Source organism: Microbacterium sp. SORGH_AS_0505 (assembly GCF_030818715.1).
Taxonomy (GTDB): Bacteria; Actinomycetota; Actinomycetes; order Actinomycetales; family Microbacteriaceae; genus Microbacterium.
Window position 1 is genome coordinate 615,774 of sequence record NZ_JAUTAT010000001.1, and the last position, 15,031, is coordinate 630,804.

The following is a 15,031-nucleotide window of genomic DNA, read 5'->3' on the forward strand; positions in this document are numbered from 1 at the left end:
CGGGGCGGGGACGATGGATGCCGCGGCTCGCCGCTGCTGACCGGCGTCAGATTCCGCGCACCGCTGTCCGCGCGATCTCATAACCGTCGGCCGACGCCGTGACGACCACCTCGCCCGGGCCGTCGACCCGAATCACGGCCAGCAGCCGGCCGTCGTAGGTCGTGTACGCGGACGCCCCGAACGATTCCTCGGTCCTCGCGCGGCCGGAGCCCAAACCAGCCAGTACCCCGGGACCCGAGACCTGGACCTCGACCCGCACGTCGCGGTCGGCGACGGTTATGCCGGCGTCGTCCGCGAGGGTGATCGCGACGAAGGCGAGCCCGCCGACCGCGACCTCGTCGCGGTCGGCGTGCGCCTGCAGGCGAGGGGTGCCGGCGGTGCGGACGACGTGCCGTCCGGTCTCGTGACCTGCCCGCCGCGCGACGGCGATGAGCTCGCCCGGGTGGAATTCGGTCTCGAACCGCGCGAGGAAAGCCTTCTCGGCGCCGACGGGGGCCACGCCGAGACTCTCCCCGTCGAGGAGCAGCTCGACCTCGTCCGCATCCGCGTACACGTCGACCGTCACCGGGGCGCCGTGCGCGGCATCCCAGCTCCACGTCGACACGGTGTCGGTCCACGACCACGGCGTCGTCGCGGTCGGCCGACCGTGATGCTGGGGGCGGTGCACGGCGATGTAGGGTTCGACACGCAGTCCGTAGACGATCTCGCGGTAGTACGAGATCGTCCGGCGGTAGCCGGTGATGTCGAGGTCACCGGACTCGGCCAGCCGGTAGGGGTAGGGACCGGCCGTCCCGGTGGGCTCGTACCCGGGCTCGTCGGTGTAGTCGACGCGGCCGATGCCCGCCTCACCGAGGTAGTCCCAGCCGGTCCAGGTGAAATCGCCGATGACGTGGGGCAGCTCTTCGACGAGCCCCCACATGACATCGATGCGCGCGGGGAACGTCTCGGAGCCGACGATGACGCGATCCGGGTGGTCGACGGCATCCTGCCGGTATCGGGAGTCGGCGTAGTTGAACCCGACGACGTCGAGGACGGCGGCCGACTCCTCGATCGACGCGCTCACGAGCGGCGACGCATTCATCAACCCCATCTGATCGCCCATGTTCGCCATCATCGTGTTCGCATCCTCGACCTGTTCGCGGGCTTCCGCCATGCGGGGCAGGTTCGCGATGATGCCGTTGATCCCGTTGGTCACGAACCGGGTGTGGTCGAGGTCGCGCACGCGTTCGGCGAGCCGGCGACTCCAGGTCGACCCGATCGGCGTGCCGAGCTCGAGGATCTCGTTGCCGATCGAATACATGATCACGCTCGGATGATTGCGGTCCTTCGCGACGAGGCCGGCCACGTCGCGCTCCCACCGCTCAGGGAAGGTGATGGTCGCATCGTGCGGCGCCTTCGACCGCGTCCAGGCGTCGGCGAGCTCGTCCATGACGACGAGGCCGTGACGGTCGCACGCATCGAGCATGGCCCGCGACATCGGGTTGTGAGCGCTGCGCAGGGCGTTGAACCCCGCCTCCTTGAGGAGTCGGACCCGGCGATCCTCCGCGTCGTCGAACGTCGCGGCACCGAGCGGTCCGTTGTCATGATGCACGCAGGCGCCGCGCAGTTTCAGGGGGCGCCCGTTGATGCGCAGCCCGTTCCGCGGATCCACCTGAAGGGTCCGGATGCCGAAGGTCGTCGAGTCCTCGTCGAGCGCCGCACCTGCGGCATCCGTCACCGTCGTCTGCAGCGAGTAGAGGTGCGGATGGTCGGGATGCCACCGGAGCGGCTCGTCGACGATGAGCCGGGCTCGGGCGACGGCATCCGTTCCCGGCAGCACCGTGACCGGAGAGCCGCCGGATGCCACGATCTCGCCGGTGGGTCCCGTCACCGTCCACGCGACTCGTGTCTCGCGCGTGTGACGCGTGGAGTTGCGGACGTTGGCCGCGACGGCCACGACGGCACGCTCTTCGTCGATGTCGGGGGTGGTCACGGTCACGCCGTGCACGGGGATGTGGACCGGGTCGGTGACCACGAGATGGACGGGCCGGTAGATGCCCGCCCCGCTGTACCAGCGACTGTCCCGATGCGCGCGCGCCTCGACGGTGAGGCGGTTGACCTCGCCGAAGCGCAGGTAGGGGTCGAGGACGGCGGAGAAGCCGGCGTACCCGTTGGATTCATGGACGACGACCTCGCCGTTGAGGAACACGACGGCGTCGCGGTACACGCCTTCGAACTCGAGGCGAACGGTCCTCTCCCGCCACGACGGCGGGACCTCCAGCTCACGGGAGTATTCGAACGCGCCGCCCGGCGTGTACCCGGAATGGACGCCCTGGACCTCGTCGGCGGAGCGCGGCAGGTCACGGAGCGCGTCGTGCGGGAGGACCACGAGGCGAGGGCCGGCTCCGTCGGCGGGCGCCTCGAACGGGCCCAGCTTCGGCCCGACGGTCCAGCCGTCGTGCAACGCCTCGCGCGTCACGGGGCGACCTCATCGCCGGTGGCTTCCGGCGCCGGATCCGACCAGTCGATGTCGGCGAAGGTACGGAACAGGGCGCGCAGTTCCTCTGCCATGTCGAGGACGCTGCGGTCGAGCAGCCACTGCACCTGCAAACCGTCCATCATCGCGATGATCGTGATGGCCGCTCGGCGGGGCGTCATCCCGTGACGGAGGCGTCCGTCGCGCTCGAGGTTCACCAGAGCGCGCTCGATCGTGGACCTGGTGAAGTTGTAGCGACCCACGAAGTACTCGTGAGCGGGATGGTCGGGCGCGGTGGCCTCTGCGGAGAGCGTGGCGAACAGCTCCACGACCCCGGGGATCGACGCGTTGTACTCGGCGAGCTCCACGAGCCCCCGGAGGACGGCGGCACCGTCCTCGGACTGTGTGGGGACGATGGCGCGCGCGCGGTCGTCCTTCTCCGCGAGAACCGCCTCGAGAAGGGCGCTCTTGTTGCGGAAATGATGAAGCAGTCCCGCCTCGCTCATGCCGACGCGGACCGCGATCTCGCGCAGCGACCCGGCCCGGTACCCGGACCCCGAGAAGACCTCCAGAGCGGCGTCCAGGATCGCCTGTCGCGTCGCCTCGGTCTTGGCGTAGGTGCCTCGTCGTCGCGCCTTCGCGGGCTCGACCGTCTGCGTGTTCGTCATCACCATCGATTCTCTGAGACCGCTCCCGTGAGCCGTCATCGGGGCCAGTCTGCACGGTTTGGTAACGAAAACCTAGCGATGGCTAGATTTTCGTCGCGAAAACCTAGTGCCCACTAGAAATTGCTGCTAGCGTCCGTCGGCAGAGCGATCCGCAGGGGTATCGCCACCCGAAATGAGGACAATGATGTTCCGATGGAAGGCCACAGCAGCCGTCGCCGTCGTCGCCGCTCTCGCACTGACCGGTTGCGCCGGTGGAGACACGACGAGCAGCACCGGTGAAGGAGGGAAGGCCGACCGGCTGACCCTGATCTCGATCGCCGCACCGACGAGCTACGACATCGGCGCCGGTGCCGAATGGGGCAACCGCAGCGAGTTCTTCGAGGCCGTTTTCGACACGCTCCTCCGCAAGGACTCCTCCGGCGAGATCCAGGCGAACCTCGCCACGGCGTGGGAGTACAACGAGGACAAGACCGTCCTGACCCTCACCCTACGCGACGATGCGACCTTCACCGACGGCACGGCGGTGGACGCCGACGCCGTCGTGGGCAGCCTCGAGCGCTTCCGCGACGGAACCTCCCCCCAGGCCGCCACCCTCGCGGGCAAGGAGTTCGCCGCCCCCGACGCGACCACCGTCACGATCACGCAGGATGCGCCCGACCCGTCGCTCGAGAACCTCCTCTCGATCGCGCCCGGACTCGTGCAGGCGCCGTCGAGCTTCGACGACGAGAACTCGGCCACCACGCCCGTCGGCTCGGGTCCGTACATCCTCGATTCCGCATCGAGCGTCACCGGCACCACCTACAACTACACGGCGAATCCCGACTACTGGAACGCCGACGCGGTCAAATACGAGAACCTCACCATCAACGTGATGGAGGACACCACCGCCATCCTCAACGCCATCAAGGCGGGCGAGGCCAACGGCGCCAAGATCGCCGACAACAACACGATCTCCGAGGTCGAGGGCGCCGGCTGGACCATCGAGTCGAACGAGCTCGACTTCCAGGGCCTGCTCCTGCTCGACCGCGCCGGCACCATGGCGCCCGAGCTCGCCGATGTGAAGGTGCGACAGGCACTCAACATGGCGTTCGACCGCGAGGCGCTGCTGCAGTCCCTGCAGAGCGGATACGGCACCGTGACCGAGCAGGTCTTCCCCGCCACGTCCGCGGCCTACGACGAGGCGCTCGACAGCACCTACCCGTACGACCCGGATGCGGCGAAGGCCCTCCTCGCCGAGGCCGGGTACCCGAACGGCTTCACGCTGAACATGATGTCGACGCCCGCCTTCCAGACGACGTTCGACCTCGTGGCCCAGCAGCTGTCGGACATCGGCGTCACCGTCAACTACACGGACCCGGGAACGGGCAACTTCATCACCGACATGCTCGCCCCGAAGTACCCCGCGACGTGGATGGCACTGGAGCAGAACCCCGACTGGCAGCTGATCAACTTCATGATCGCGCCGAACGCGACGTTCAACCCGTTCAAGTACCAGGACGACACGGTCGACGGCTACATCGAGACGATCCAGCGCGGGACCGAGGACGAGGCTGCGGCCGCCGCCAAGGAGCTCAACAAGTACATCGTCGACCAGGCCTGGTTCGCACCGTTCTACCGCGTCCAGGGATCGTTCGCAACGGACGCGAACACGAACCTGGAGTTCTGGCCGACCAACGCCTACCCGTCGATCTTCGACTTCTCGCCGAAGAACTGACCGATCCGGCGGGTGGCGGGCTCCGGCCCGCCACCCGCCGACCACCTCCGGGAAGGCATCATGCTGTCATTCATCATCAGACGCGTCGTCTCCGGCGTCGTCCTCGTCGCGGTGATCTCCGCCGTCGCGTTCCTCCTCCTCTACGCCGGCGGCGGCGACATCGCCCGCCGCATCCTCGGTGAGAACGCCACCGCCGAGACGGTCGCCAAGAAGACCGAGGAGCTGGGGCTCAACCGCCCGCTCCTCACCCAGTACACCGACTGGCTCGCGTCCGCGTTCACGGGCAACCTGGGTCGCAGCTGGTTCACCGGCGAGCTGGTCAGCGTGAGCGTGACCAACCGCCTCGCCGTCACCCTCTCGCTCGTCATCGGGGCCACCCTCATCTCCGCGGTCATCGCGATCGTCATCGGGGTCTGGGCAGCGCGCCGGGGCGGCGCGGTGGACGGGACGATCCAGATCCTCTCGCTCGTCGGTTTCGCCGTGCCGGGCTTCCTCATCGCCCTCATCCTCGTGCTGATCTTCGCGGTCAACCTGCACTGGTTCAAGGCGACCGGGTACGTGCCGATCGCGACGTCGTTCAGCGGCTGGGTCTCCTCCGTCACACTGCCGATCATCGCCCTCTCCATCGGCGCGATCGCGTCGGTCGCAGTCCAGGTGCGCGGATCGGTCATCGACGCGACCTCCCGCGATTACGTCCGAACCCTCCGCGCTCGCGGCCTCAGCGAACGCTCCGTCATCTACAAGCACGTCCTGCGCAACGCCGGCGGCCCCGCGCTCGCGGTCCTCGCCCTGCAGTTCGTGGGACTCCTCGGCGGTGCGGTCGTCGTCGAGCAGATCTTCTCCATCCCGGGCATGGGACAGCTCAGTGTCCGCTCGACCACCCTCGGCGACATCCCCGTGGTGATGGGGCTCGTGATCGCCTTCGCGATCCTCGTCGTCATCGTCAACCTGCTGATCGACCTCGCTCAGGCCGCTCTGAACCCGAAGGTGAGGCTCTCGTGAGCGAAGCATCTCCCATCAACCCGGCTCTCCCCCTCGCCCCGGCGAACGCCGCGCCCGTGCGCATGCACCTCGCGCGACGACTCCTCAAGCGCCCCGTCGGTGTCGGAGCCGCGCTGTTCCTGCTGCTCATCGCCGTCATCGCCGTCATCGGCAGTGCGATCGCCCCCCTCGACCCGAACTACGCCGACATCCGGAACGTCCTCGCCTCCCCGGGCGGCGCGAACCTCCTCGGCACGGACAGCAGCGGCCGCGACGTCTGGTCGCGCCTGCTCGTCGCCACTCAGACGAGTGTCCTGGCCGCACTGCTGGCCGTCGTCGTCGCCATCGTGATCGGTGTCATCAGCGGTCTCATCGCCGGCTACTACCAGGGCTGGTTCAACGCGGTGGCCACATGGGTCACCGAACTGAACATGGCACTCCCGGGCATCGTCATCCTGCTCGCGGCGCGCGCCGTCCTCGGCCCCTCGGTCTGGATCTCGATGTTCATCTTCGGCATCCTGCTCGCGCCGTCGTTCTTCCGACTCGTCTACGCCGCGGTCACCGCCGTGCGCGGCGAGCTGTACGTCGACGCGGCCCGCGTCTCGGGCCTCAGCGACGCGCGGATCATCGGCCGCCACGTCCTCTCGGTCGTCCGGGCACCGATCATCATCCAGGCCGCGATCATCGCGGGCATCGCCCTCGCGATCCAGTCCGGGCTCGAGTTCCTCGGCCTCGGCGACGTCAAGGTCCCCACGTGGGGCTCGATGCTCAACGACGGCTTCAAGAACATCGCTCGCACGCCGCTCCTGCTCATCTGGCCGTCGCTCGCGATCGCTCTCACCTGCATCGCCCTCACGCTGCTCGCCAACGTCATGCGCGACGAGCTCGAGCGCACCGTCTCGGTGCGTCGCAAGCGCCGTCGCGCCGTCACGACCGCGACCGGTTCGGTCGCGGCCGTGACCACCTCGATCTCGATGAGCGGCGGTGAGCCGATCGAAGACCTCGACGAACTCCCGGTCATCGAGAACCAGGGCGTGATCCGTCACAGCGAGGACGCCCGCAGCAAGGCGACAGAGAAGGTGCTCGAGGTCCGCGACCTGCGGGTCGGGTACGACCAGCCCGACGGCTCCCACATCGAGGTCGTCCACGGTGTCTCGTTCGACATCCGCAAGGGCGAGGTGCACGGTCTCATCGGCGAATCCGGCTCGGGGAAGACCCAGACCGCCTTCGGCGTGCTGGGCCTGCTCCCCCGCGGCGGTCACGTCACGGGCGGATCGATCCTCTACGAGGGGACCGAGCTGGCCGACGCGTCCGAGCGCACCTACGCCGGCATCCGCGGCAAGCGCATCGGGTACATCCCGCAGGAGCCGATGAGCAACCTCGACCCGTCGTTCACGATCGGCAGCCAGCTGGTCGAGCCACTGCGCGCGCACCTCGGGCTGTCGAAGAAGGAGGCGACGGAGCGCTCCCTCGACCTCCTCGCCCGCGTCGGCATCCCCCAGCCGAAGCGGACATTCGACGCGTACCCGTTCGAGGTGTCGGGCGGCATGGCTCAGCGCGTGCTGATCGCCGGGGCGGTCTCGACCGACCCGGACCTCATCATCGCGGACGAGCCGACCACGGCGCTCGACGTCACCGTGCAGGCGGAGGTCCTCGACCTGCTGCGCGACCTGCAGGCCGAGCGCCACATGGCCATGCTCCTCGTCACGCACAACTTCGGCGTCGTCGCCGACCTCTGCGACCGGGTCACCGTCATGCAGAACGGTCTGTTCGTCGAGCAGGGACCGGTGCGGAGCATCTTCCACCAGGCCCGTCACCCGTACACCCAGGCACTGCTGGACGCGATCCTCGACGAGGGTCCCGCCCGCGGTCCGCTCGTCCTGAAGGGAGCACGGGCATGACCGCTCCGCTGCTCGAGGTGAAAGATCTCGTCGTCGAATACCCGGGCAAGGGGTTCCGTGCCGAACCGTTCCGCGCACTGAAGGGCGTCTCGCTCGACATCCTCCCGGGCGAGACGGTGGGCCTGGTCGGCGAATCGGGATCGGGGAAGACGACCCTCGGTCGCGCCGCCCTCGGACTCGCGCCCGTCAGCGGCGGCACGATCACCTACGACGGTCGCGACATCTCGCACCTGAGCCGGCGCCAGCGCCGATCGCTGACCTCCGAGATCCAGGTCGTCTTCCAGGATCCGTACTCGTCGCTGAACCCGTCGATGACGATCGAGGAGATCCTGATCGAGCCGCTCACGGCGGCGGGGGTCGCCAAGGCCACCGCACGCACGCGGGTGCGGGATCTGCTCGACCAGGTCGGCCTTCCCTCCGACGCACGCAGCCGGCTGCCCCGCGAGTTCTCGGGCGGCCAGCGGCAGCGCGTCGCGATCGCCCGGGCCCTCGCGCTCGAGCCGCGGCTGATCGTGTGCGACGAGCCGGTGTCGGCGCTCGACCTGTCGACGCAGGCGCGCGTCCTCGACCTGTTCGTCGAGATCCAGGAGCGCACCGGCGTCGCGTACCTGTTCGTGACGCACGATCTGGCCGTCGTTCGCCACGTGAGTCACCGCGTCGCCGTGATGTACCGGGGCGAGATCGTCGAGTACGGCGACGGCGACCGGGTCACCTCCGCCCCGGAGCACCCCTACACCCAGCGGCTCTTCATGGCCGCTCCCGTGCCGGACCCCGACAAGCAGGAGGAGCGCCGCGCCGCGCGTCGTGCGTTCCTCGCGTCCGAGGCCGGCGCGTCGGTTCCGGGCGCCGCCTGACCGGATGCCGGTGCGCGGACATCGCGCGCCGGCATCCACCATCCCTCTTCTCATCCTCCGATCACAGGAGATCGCATGACCGCGTCCACCGACCACCTCCGTCCCCTTCTCGAGAAGCTGACCCTCGAGCAGAAGGCGGCCCTCGTGCAGGGCGCGGACTTCTGGACGACGGTCCCGCTCCCCGAGATCGGGCTGCGGGCCATGACGCTCTCCGACGGTCCCGCGGGCGTCCGCGGTCCCCGCTGGGACGAGCGCGACCCGTCGCTGAACATGCCCTCGGGGTCGGCGCTGGCCGCGTCGTGGGATCCGGGACTCGCGCACCGCTACGGCGCCGCCGCCGCGAGCGAAGCCCGACGCAAGGGCGTCGACGTCGTCCTCGGGCCGACCATCAACCTGCACCGATCGCCGCTCGGCGGTCGGCACTTCGAATGCTTCTCGGAGGACCCGCACCTCACCTCGGCGCTCGGCGCGGCGTACGTCCGCGGCCTGCAGGACAACGGCGTCGCGGCGACCCCCAAGCACTACGTCGCCAACGACTCCGAGACCGACCGCTTCACGGTCGACGTGAAAGTCGACGAACGCGCCCTCCGCGAGCTCTACCTCGCCCCGTTCGAGGCGACCGTCGCCGCCGGGACGTGGAGCATCATGAGCTCCTACAACTCCGTCGACGGCGTGACGATGACCGAGAACGACCTGCTCGAGACGCCCCTGAACAGCGAGTGGGGCTTCGACGGAGTCGTCGTCAGCGACTGGACCGCGGTCCGTTCGCTCGATGCGGTCGCCGCGGCTCAAGACCTCGCCATGCCGGGACCGGCTCCCGCCTGGGCCGACCTCGTCGCCGCCGTCCGGGACGGTCGCGTCGCCGAGGGAGACCTCGACCGCAAGGTGCTCCGTATGCTGCTGCTCGCCGAACGCGTCGGCGCCCTCGAAGGGACGAGTCCGCTCGAGCCCGCGCCGGTCGACGGCGTCGCCTTCGTCCGCGAGGCCGCCGTCGAAGGCACGGTGCTCCTGAAGAACGAGAAGGTGCTGCCGCTGGATGCGGCTGGCCTGCGCCGCGTCGCGGTGATCGGCCAGAACGCCCGCGACGCCCGGACGCAGGGCGGCGGGTCGGCCACGGTGCTGCCCGAACGCACGGTGTCGCCGCTCGACGGCATCCGTGAGGCACTGCTCCACGCCGACGTCGTCTACGAGATCGGCGCGGTCGTGCAGGAGGGCGTCGCCGAGCTCGCCCTCGACCGCATGACGAACCCCGTCACGGGCGAACCGGGGCTGCGCGTGACCTTCCTCGGCGAGGACGGCGAGGAGCTGTTCACCGAGGATCGGCGGGCCAGTGCACTCGTGTGGTTCGGCGGCGATGCCCCGATCGCCGCGAGCCGGACGGTCGTCTTCGAGACCCGTTACACGCCGGAGGCGACGGGCACGGTCGAGCTCGGCTTCGCAGGCGCGAACCCCGCCCGCCTCTACGTCGGGGGCGAGCTGCTCCTCGACGACTCCCCCGTCGTCGAGGGCACCGATCTCGGCGCCGCCTTCCTCAACCCGCCGTCCCTCACCGCGGCGGTCGCCGTGCGGAGCGGCATCCCGATCGACGTCCGCGTCGAGTTCGTCCCCGCTGACGCAGGGGCGCTCGCGGGCGCCATGTCGGCGACGATCGGCATCGCCCCCGAGCGGACCGACCCCGCCGAGCTCATCGCGCGAGCCGCCGATGCCGCCCGCGCCGCGGAGGTCGCGATCGTCGTGGTCGGTACGAACGCGAAGGTCGAGTCCGAGGGCTACGACCGCACCGACCTCGACCTGCCGGGCCGCCAGGACGACCTGGTGCGCGCGGTCGCCGCGACCGGGACGCCCGTGATCGTCGTCGTCAACGCGGGCTCGCCCGTCGTCCTGCCGTGGGCGGACGAGGTCGGGGCGATCGTGCAGGGCTACTTCGGCGGACAGGAGTTCGGTCACGCCATCGCCGACGTTCTCACCGGCGCCGCCGAGCCCGGCGGGCGCCTCCCCACCACGTGGCCGGCCGCACTCGCCGACGTGCCCGTCACCCAGGTGACCCCGGAAGACGGCGTTCTGACGTACGACGAGGGCATCCACGTCGGCTACCGCGCCTGGCTGCGCTCAGCCGCCGAACCCGCCTTCCCGTTCGGACACGGCCTCGGCTACACCTCGTGGGAGTGGGATGCCGCGACCCGCGACGGCGAGCGGATAGAGGTCACGCTCCGCAACACCGGCGAGCGCGCCGGCAAGCAGGTCGTCCAGGTCTATGCCGAGCGTGCCGGCTCCGAGGTCGACCGGCCGGTTCGCTGGCTCGTGGGTCACGCCGTCGTCAGAGCGGATGCCGGGGCCACCGCGACCGCCTCGATCGCCCTGCCGCAGCGCCGCTTCGCGTACTGGGCGGACGGCTGGCAGATCGAGCCGGGCACGTTCACGCTGCGCGTCGGCGCATCGGTCGCCGATCTTCCGCTCGCCGCCGACTGGGAGGTCGGCGCGTGATGCTTCTCGAGGGGACCGTCGACGACCGCCTCACCGGCATCGCAGAGCGACTCGACAGCTGGCTCGCGGCCGACCCCGACCTCTCGTTCCAGGTCGCCGCACGTCACCGGGGCGAGGTCGTCCTGGATGCCTGGGGCGGGCCGCACCTCGGCCGGGACTCCGTCATCGTGCCGTACTCGGTGACGAAGAACACGATCGGCCTCGCCGTGGGCCTGTTGATCGAACGCGGCGAGCTCGACCTCGACGAGCGCGTCGCGACCTACTGGCCGGAGTTCGCCGCGAAGGGCAAGGGCGCCGTCACGGTCCGTCAGCTGCTCTCGCACCAGGCGGGCCTCCCCCAGGCCGACACGGTCCTCACGTGGGACGAGCTGCTCGACCATCACGCCGCCGCCGATCGGCTCGCGGCATCCCGCCCCTTCTGGCACCCGGGCAGTGCGTTCGGGTACCACGCGATCACCATCGGTTCCCTCGGGGACGAGCTCGTCTTCCGGGTCACCGGACGCACCCTGCACGAGTTCTACGAGCAGGAGATCCGCGCACCGCACGAGGTGGATTTCTACCTCGGGCTGCCCCCGGAGCACGAGGATCGCCGCGCGGACGTGCTGCCGATGATCCAGCCCGTCTCGGACACCCTCGTCCGGTCGTACTCGGCTCTCGGCCCGCTCGTGTTCGGCTCGATGGCGGGCGACGTCGACCTCGGCAACTCGCCGCGGAGCTGGCGGTACGGCCACCCGGCCGGCAGCGGCGCCGGCAGCGCCCGAGGGCTCGCTCGTCTGATGGCCGCCGCGGTGACGGGTGTCGACGGCGGGCAGCCGTTCCTCTCCGCCGACACCGTCGAGCAGATCGGGCAGCAGCAGATCCGCGGGTACGACGAGGTCCTCCATCAGCACGACCGCGCCCACGCGATCGTGTTCCAGAAGCCGTCGCAGCAGCTCTCGTTCGGCGGGCCCCGCTCCTTCGGCCACGACGGCGCAGCGGGTGCCCTCGCCTGCGTCGACCCCGACTCCGGGGTCTCTTTCGCCTGGACCATCGCCCGCGGCCCCTGGCCCGGCGGCGCCGATCCGCGCGCCGTCGCCCTGGCGGCCGACATCGGCCGCCTGCTGATCTGACCTCGGAGGACATCCCGTGAACGCCCGCATCGACAGTCTGCGCGTCGAGCTCCGCAGCGACAGCCCGTTCGTCGCGACGGCCGAGCCGCGCCTGAGCTGGATCGTCGCGACCGACGAAGCGAACTGGCTCCAAACCCGCGCCGAAGTCACGGACGGCATCGAGACCGTCGTGCTCGACGGCGACGACAGCGCACTCGTCGCGTGGCCGTTCGCGCCGCTGGAACCCGGCGACCGCCGCGCCGTCCGCGTGCGGGCACAGGCGGCATCCGGCACCTGGAGCGACTGGTCCGACGGCTGCGAGGTCGCGGCGGGCTTCCTGGCTGCCGGCGAGTGGGTCGCGCAGCCCGTCGGGCTTGCGGACCCCGCCCGCGAGGCGATGCCCACCGTCGTGAAGACGCGGTTCCGGCTCGGCCGCCCGGTCACCCGCGCCCTTCTCTTCTGGACCGCTCTCGGCGTCGCCGAACCCGAGGTGAACGGGACGCCGGTGTCGGAGGACGTCCTCTCTCCCGGGTGGACCGCCTACCGCGACCGTCTCGTCCACGAGACCGTCGACGTGACCGCGCTCGTCCGCGAGGGCGAGAACGAGCTGTCCGCGACCCTCGCCGGGGCCTGGTACACGGAGAAATACGGCTTCTTCGCCTTCGCCGCCAGGCTCTACGGCACGCAGCCGTCCTTCCTCGCGCAGCTGCGCGTCACGTTCGACGACGGCACGACCACCACGGTCGCCGCGACAGGCGACGGGTGGGAGGCCGCCGCGGAGTGCTCTGTCGTCGACAGCGGCATCTACGCGGGCGAGCACCAGGACCTCCGAGTCACGGCCGCGGACTTCCGTCCCGTCCGGGTCGGGGCGGCGGCCCTCCCGGGGTACGAGACGGTCCCCGTCCCCGAGGCCAGGATCGCTCCGCCCGTCCGGCGGATCGAGACCCTCCCCGTCGCGGACGTGCTGGCGACCCCTTCGGGCGGCACGATTCTCGACTTCGGGCAGAACCTCGTGGGCAGGCTGCGGGTGCGGCTCCGCGGCGACGCGGGCGCCCGAGTGACGATCCGGCACGCGGAGGTTCTCGAGAACGGTGAGCTCTCCCTCCGCCCCCTCCGCAACGCCGCCGCGACGGCGACCTTCGATCTCTCCGGGGGCGACGACGTCCTCGAGTCGCGCTTCAGCTTCTACGGCTTCCGGTACGCCGAGATCACCGGCGCCGACGTCGACCCCGCCGACGTCGAGGCGGTGGTGCTCCACACCGACATGACGCGGACCGGGTGGTTCGCGGCATCCGATCCGCTCATCGAGCGGCTGCACGAGAACGTCGTGTGGGGCATGCGCGGCAACTTCCTGTCGATCCCGACCGACTGCCCGCAGCGCGACGAGCGGCTGGGGTGGACGGGCGACATCCAGGTGTTCACACCGACCGCGTCGTTCCTCTACGACTGCGCCGGGTTCCTCGCCTCGTGGCTGCGGGATCTCGCCCACGAGCAGGCGCGCGACGACGGGTCGGTCCCCGTCGTCGTCCCCTCGGTCCTCACGGGGTTCGCCGGCGGCGCGTCACCGGCTGCCTGGGGTGACGCCGCGACCGTCGTCCCCACCGTCCTCCACGAGCGCTTCGGCGATCGCGACATCGTCGCCGCGCAGTACGAGAGCATGCGGACCTGGGTGGATGCCGTCGGCCGCGACGCCGGCGAGCGCGGCCTGTGGGCGGGTCGCATGCAGCTCGGCGACTGGCTCGACCCGGCGGCGCCGCCGGACAAGCCCGGTCAGGCGAAGGTCGACAGCGACATCGTCGCGTCGGCGTACTACGCCCGCTCCCTCCGACAGGTCGCCGATGCCGCGCGTCTGCTCGGACTGGAGACGGATGCCGCGCACTACGGCACGCTCGCCGAGCGCAGCCGCCGCGCCTTCACCGCCGAGTACGTCACGCCCGCGGGACGCATGATGAGCGACGCACCCACGGCGTACGCGCTGGCCCTGGAGTTCGACCTCGTGACCGATCCCGAGGTGCGTGCCGCCCTGGCGGACCGTCTCGCGGCCCTCGTCCGCGAGGGCGGGTACCGCATCGGCACCCGGGTTCGTCGGCACCCCGCTGGTGGCCGACGCGCTGACCCACGGCGGCCACCTCGCCGCGGCAGAGCGCCTGCTGACGCAGACGGAATGCCCGTCGTGGCTCTACCCCGTGACGCAGGGCGCGACCACGGTCTGGGAGCGATGGGACTCGCTCCTGCCCGACGGCACCGTGAATCCGGGCGAGATGACCTCGTTCAACCATTACGCGCTGGGTGCGGTCGCCGATTGGCTGCATCGGACTGTCGCCGGCCTCGCGCCTGCCGCTCCGGGCTACCGGCGGCTGCGCATCGCACCTCAGCCGCTCGAGACGCTGTCGTCCGCGTCGGCCCGCCACCTCACCCCGTACGGCGAGGCGTCGGTCTCGTGGCGTCGCGACGGCGCCGAGATCGCGGTGACCGCGGTGGTGCCGGCGAACACGACCGCCGAGGTCGACGTGCAGGGCGCACCGGACGAGGTCGGATCGGGTCGCCACGAATGGCGCTTCGCCGCCCCGACCGCTCCCCCGCGCCCCGCACTGGACGGGTTGCACGCGTCGCTCGCCGACGTGATCGACGACCCGCGCGCGTACGCCGCGCTCATCGACACGGTCGCCGCGGTCGACCCCGACCGGGCAGAGGCGGTGCGCTCCCAGACGCGCTGGGGCGCCGGACGCCCCGTCACCACCGCACTCATGTTCACGCCGCCCGACCTGCTCGCGTCCGTCGACGACGCGATCCGGCGCGCGACGGCATCCGCCTGATCCACCCCTGAGGAGACACCATGTTCGACCGCGCCAGCACCTTCGGCGAGGCTCTCGACGACCCGGATGC

At 70.5% G+C, this 15,031-nt stretch carries 9 protein-coding genes and 1 pseudogene; 8 read left to right on the forward strand and 2 right to left on the reverse strand.

Going from position 1 to position 15,031, the window contains the following annotated elements; genetic code table 11:
• Window positions 1-46: 46 nt before the first annotated feature.
• Window positions 47-2,458, reverse strand: a complete 2,412-nt coding sequence (locus QE428_RS03065) for a glycoside hydrolase family 2 TIM barrel-domain containing protein (RefSeq protein ID WP_307462895.1) — start codon at window positions 2,456-2,458, stop codon at window positions 47-49.
• Entirely contained in the window at window positions 2,455-3,123 is a 669-nt protein-coding gene (locus QE428_RS03070) for a TetR/AcrR family transcriptional regulator (RefSeq protein WP_240741300.1), read from the reverse strand. The genes QE428_RS03065 and QE428_RS03070 overlap by 4 nt, the downstream gene beginning before the upstream one ends.
• 184 nt (window positions 3,124-3,307) lie before the next feature.
• Between QE428_RS03070 and QE428_RS03075 the strand changes: the two genes are divergently transcribed.
• The 8 genes and pseudogenes from QE428_RS03075 to QE428_RS03110 all read left to right on the forward strand — a co-directional run bounded on the left by QE428_RS03075 (window position 3,308) and on the right by QE428_RS03110 (window position 14,961).
• A complete protein-coding gene (locus tag QE428_RS03075; protein ID WP_133399392.1) occupies window positions 3,308-4,837 on the forward strand; it encodes an ABC transporter substrate-binding protein in 1,530 nt (509 codons plus the stop codon).
• Window positions 4,838-4,897: 60 nt separating this feature from the next.
• Window positions 4,898-5,839 (forward strand): ABC transporter permease, encoded by a 942-nt coding sequence (locus QE428_RS03080; protein ID WP_091359750.1) that lies wholly within the window; start codon window positions 4,898-4,900, stop codon window positions 5,837-5,839.
• Window positions 5,836-7,719: a dipeptide/oligopeptide/nickel ABC transporter permease/ATP-binding protein gene (locus QE428_RS03085; RefSeq protein WP_307462905.1), complete on the forward strand. Its 1,884-nt coding sequence runs from the start codon at window positions 5,836-5,838 to the stop codon at window positions 7,717-7,719. The genes QE428_RS03080 and QE428_RS03085 overlap by 4 nt, the downstream gene beginning before the upstream one ends.
• On the forward strand, window positions 7,716-8,573 hold the full coding sequence (locus tag QE428_RS03090; RefSeq protein ID WP_091356835.1) for an ATP-binding cassette domain-containing protein: 858 nt from the start codon (window positions 7,716-7,718) through the stop codon (window positions 8,571-8,573). The genes QE428_RS03085 and QE428_RS03090 overlap by 4 nt, the downstream gene beginning before the upstream one ends.
• Before the next feature lie 75 nt (window positions 8,574-8,648).
• Complete coding sequence (locus QE428_RS03095) at window positions 8,649-11,057, forward strand: glycoside hydrolase family 3 C-terminal domain-containing protein (RefSeq protein WP_307462910.1); 2,409 nt, start codon at window positions 8,649-8,651, stop codon at window positions 11,055-11,057.
• Window positions 11,057-12,166 (forward strand): serine hydrolase, encoded by a 1,110-nt coding sequence (locus QE428_RS03100; protein WP_307470609.1) that lies wholly within the window; start codon window positions 11,057-11,059, stop codon window positions 12,164-12,166. The genes QE428_RS03095 and QE428_RS03100 overlap by 1 nt, the downstream gene beginning before the upstream one ends.
• A 376-nt stretch (window positions 12,167-12,542) precedes the next feature.
• Window positions 12,543-14,153: pseudogene (locus tag QE428_RS03105) on the forward strand (family 78 glycoside hydrolase catalytic domain); the annotation flags it as partial.
• A 91-nt stretch (window positions 14,154-14,244) separates the two neighbouring features.
• Window positions 14,245-14,961: an alpha-L-rhamnosidase C-terminal domain-containing protein gene (locus QE428_RS03110; RefSeq protein WP_307470611.1), complete on the forward strand. Its 717-nt coding sequence runs from the start codon at window positions 14,245-14,247 to the stop codon at window positions 14,959-14,961.
• Window positions 14,962-15,031: the final 70 nt, after the last annotated feature.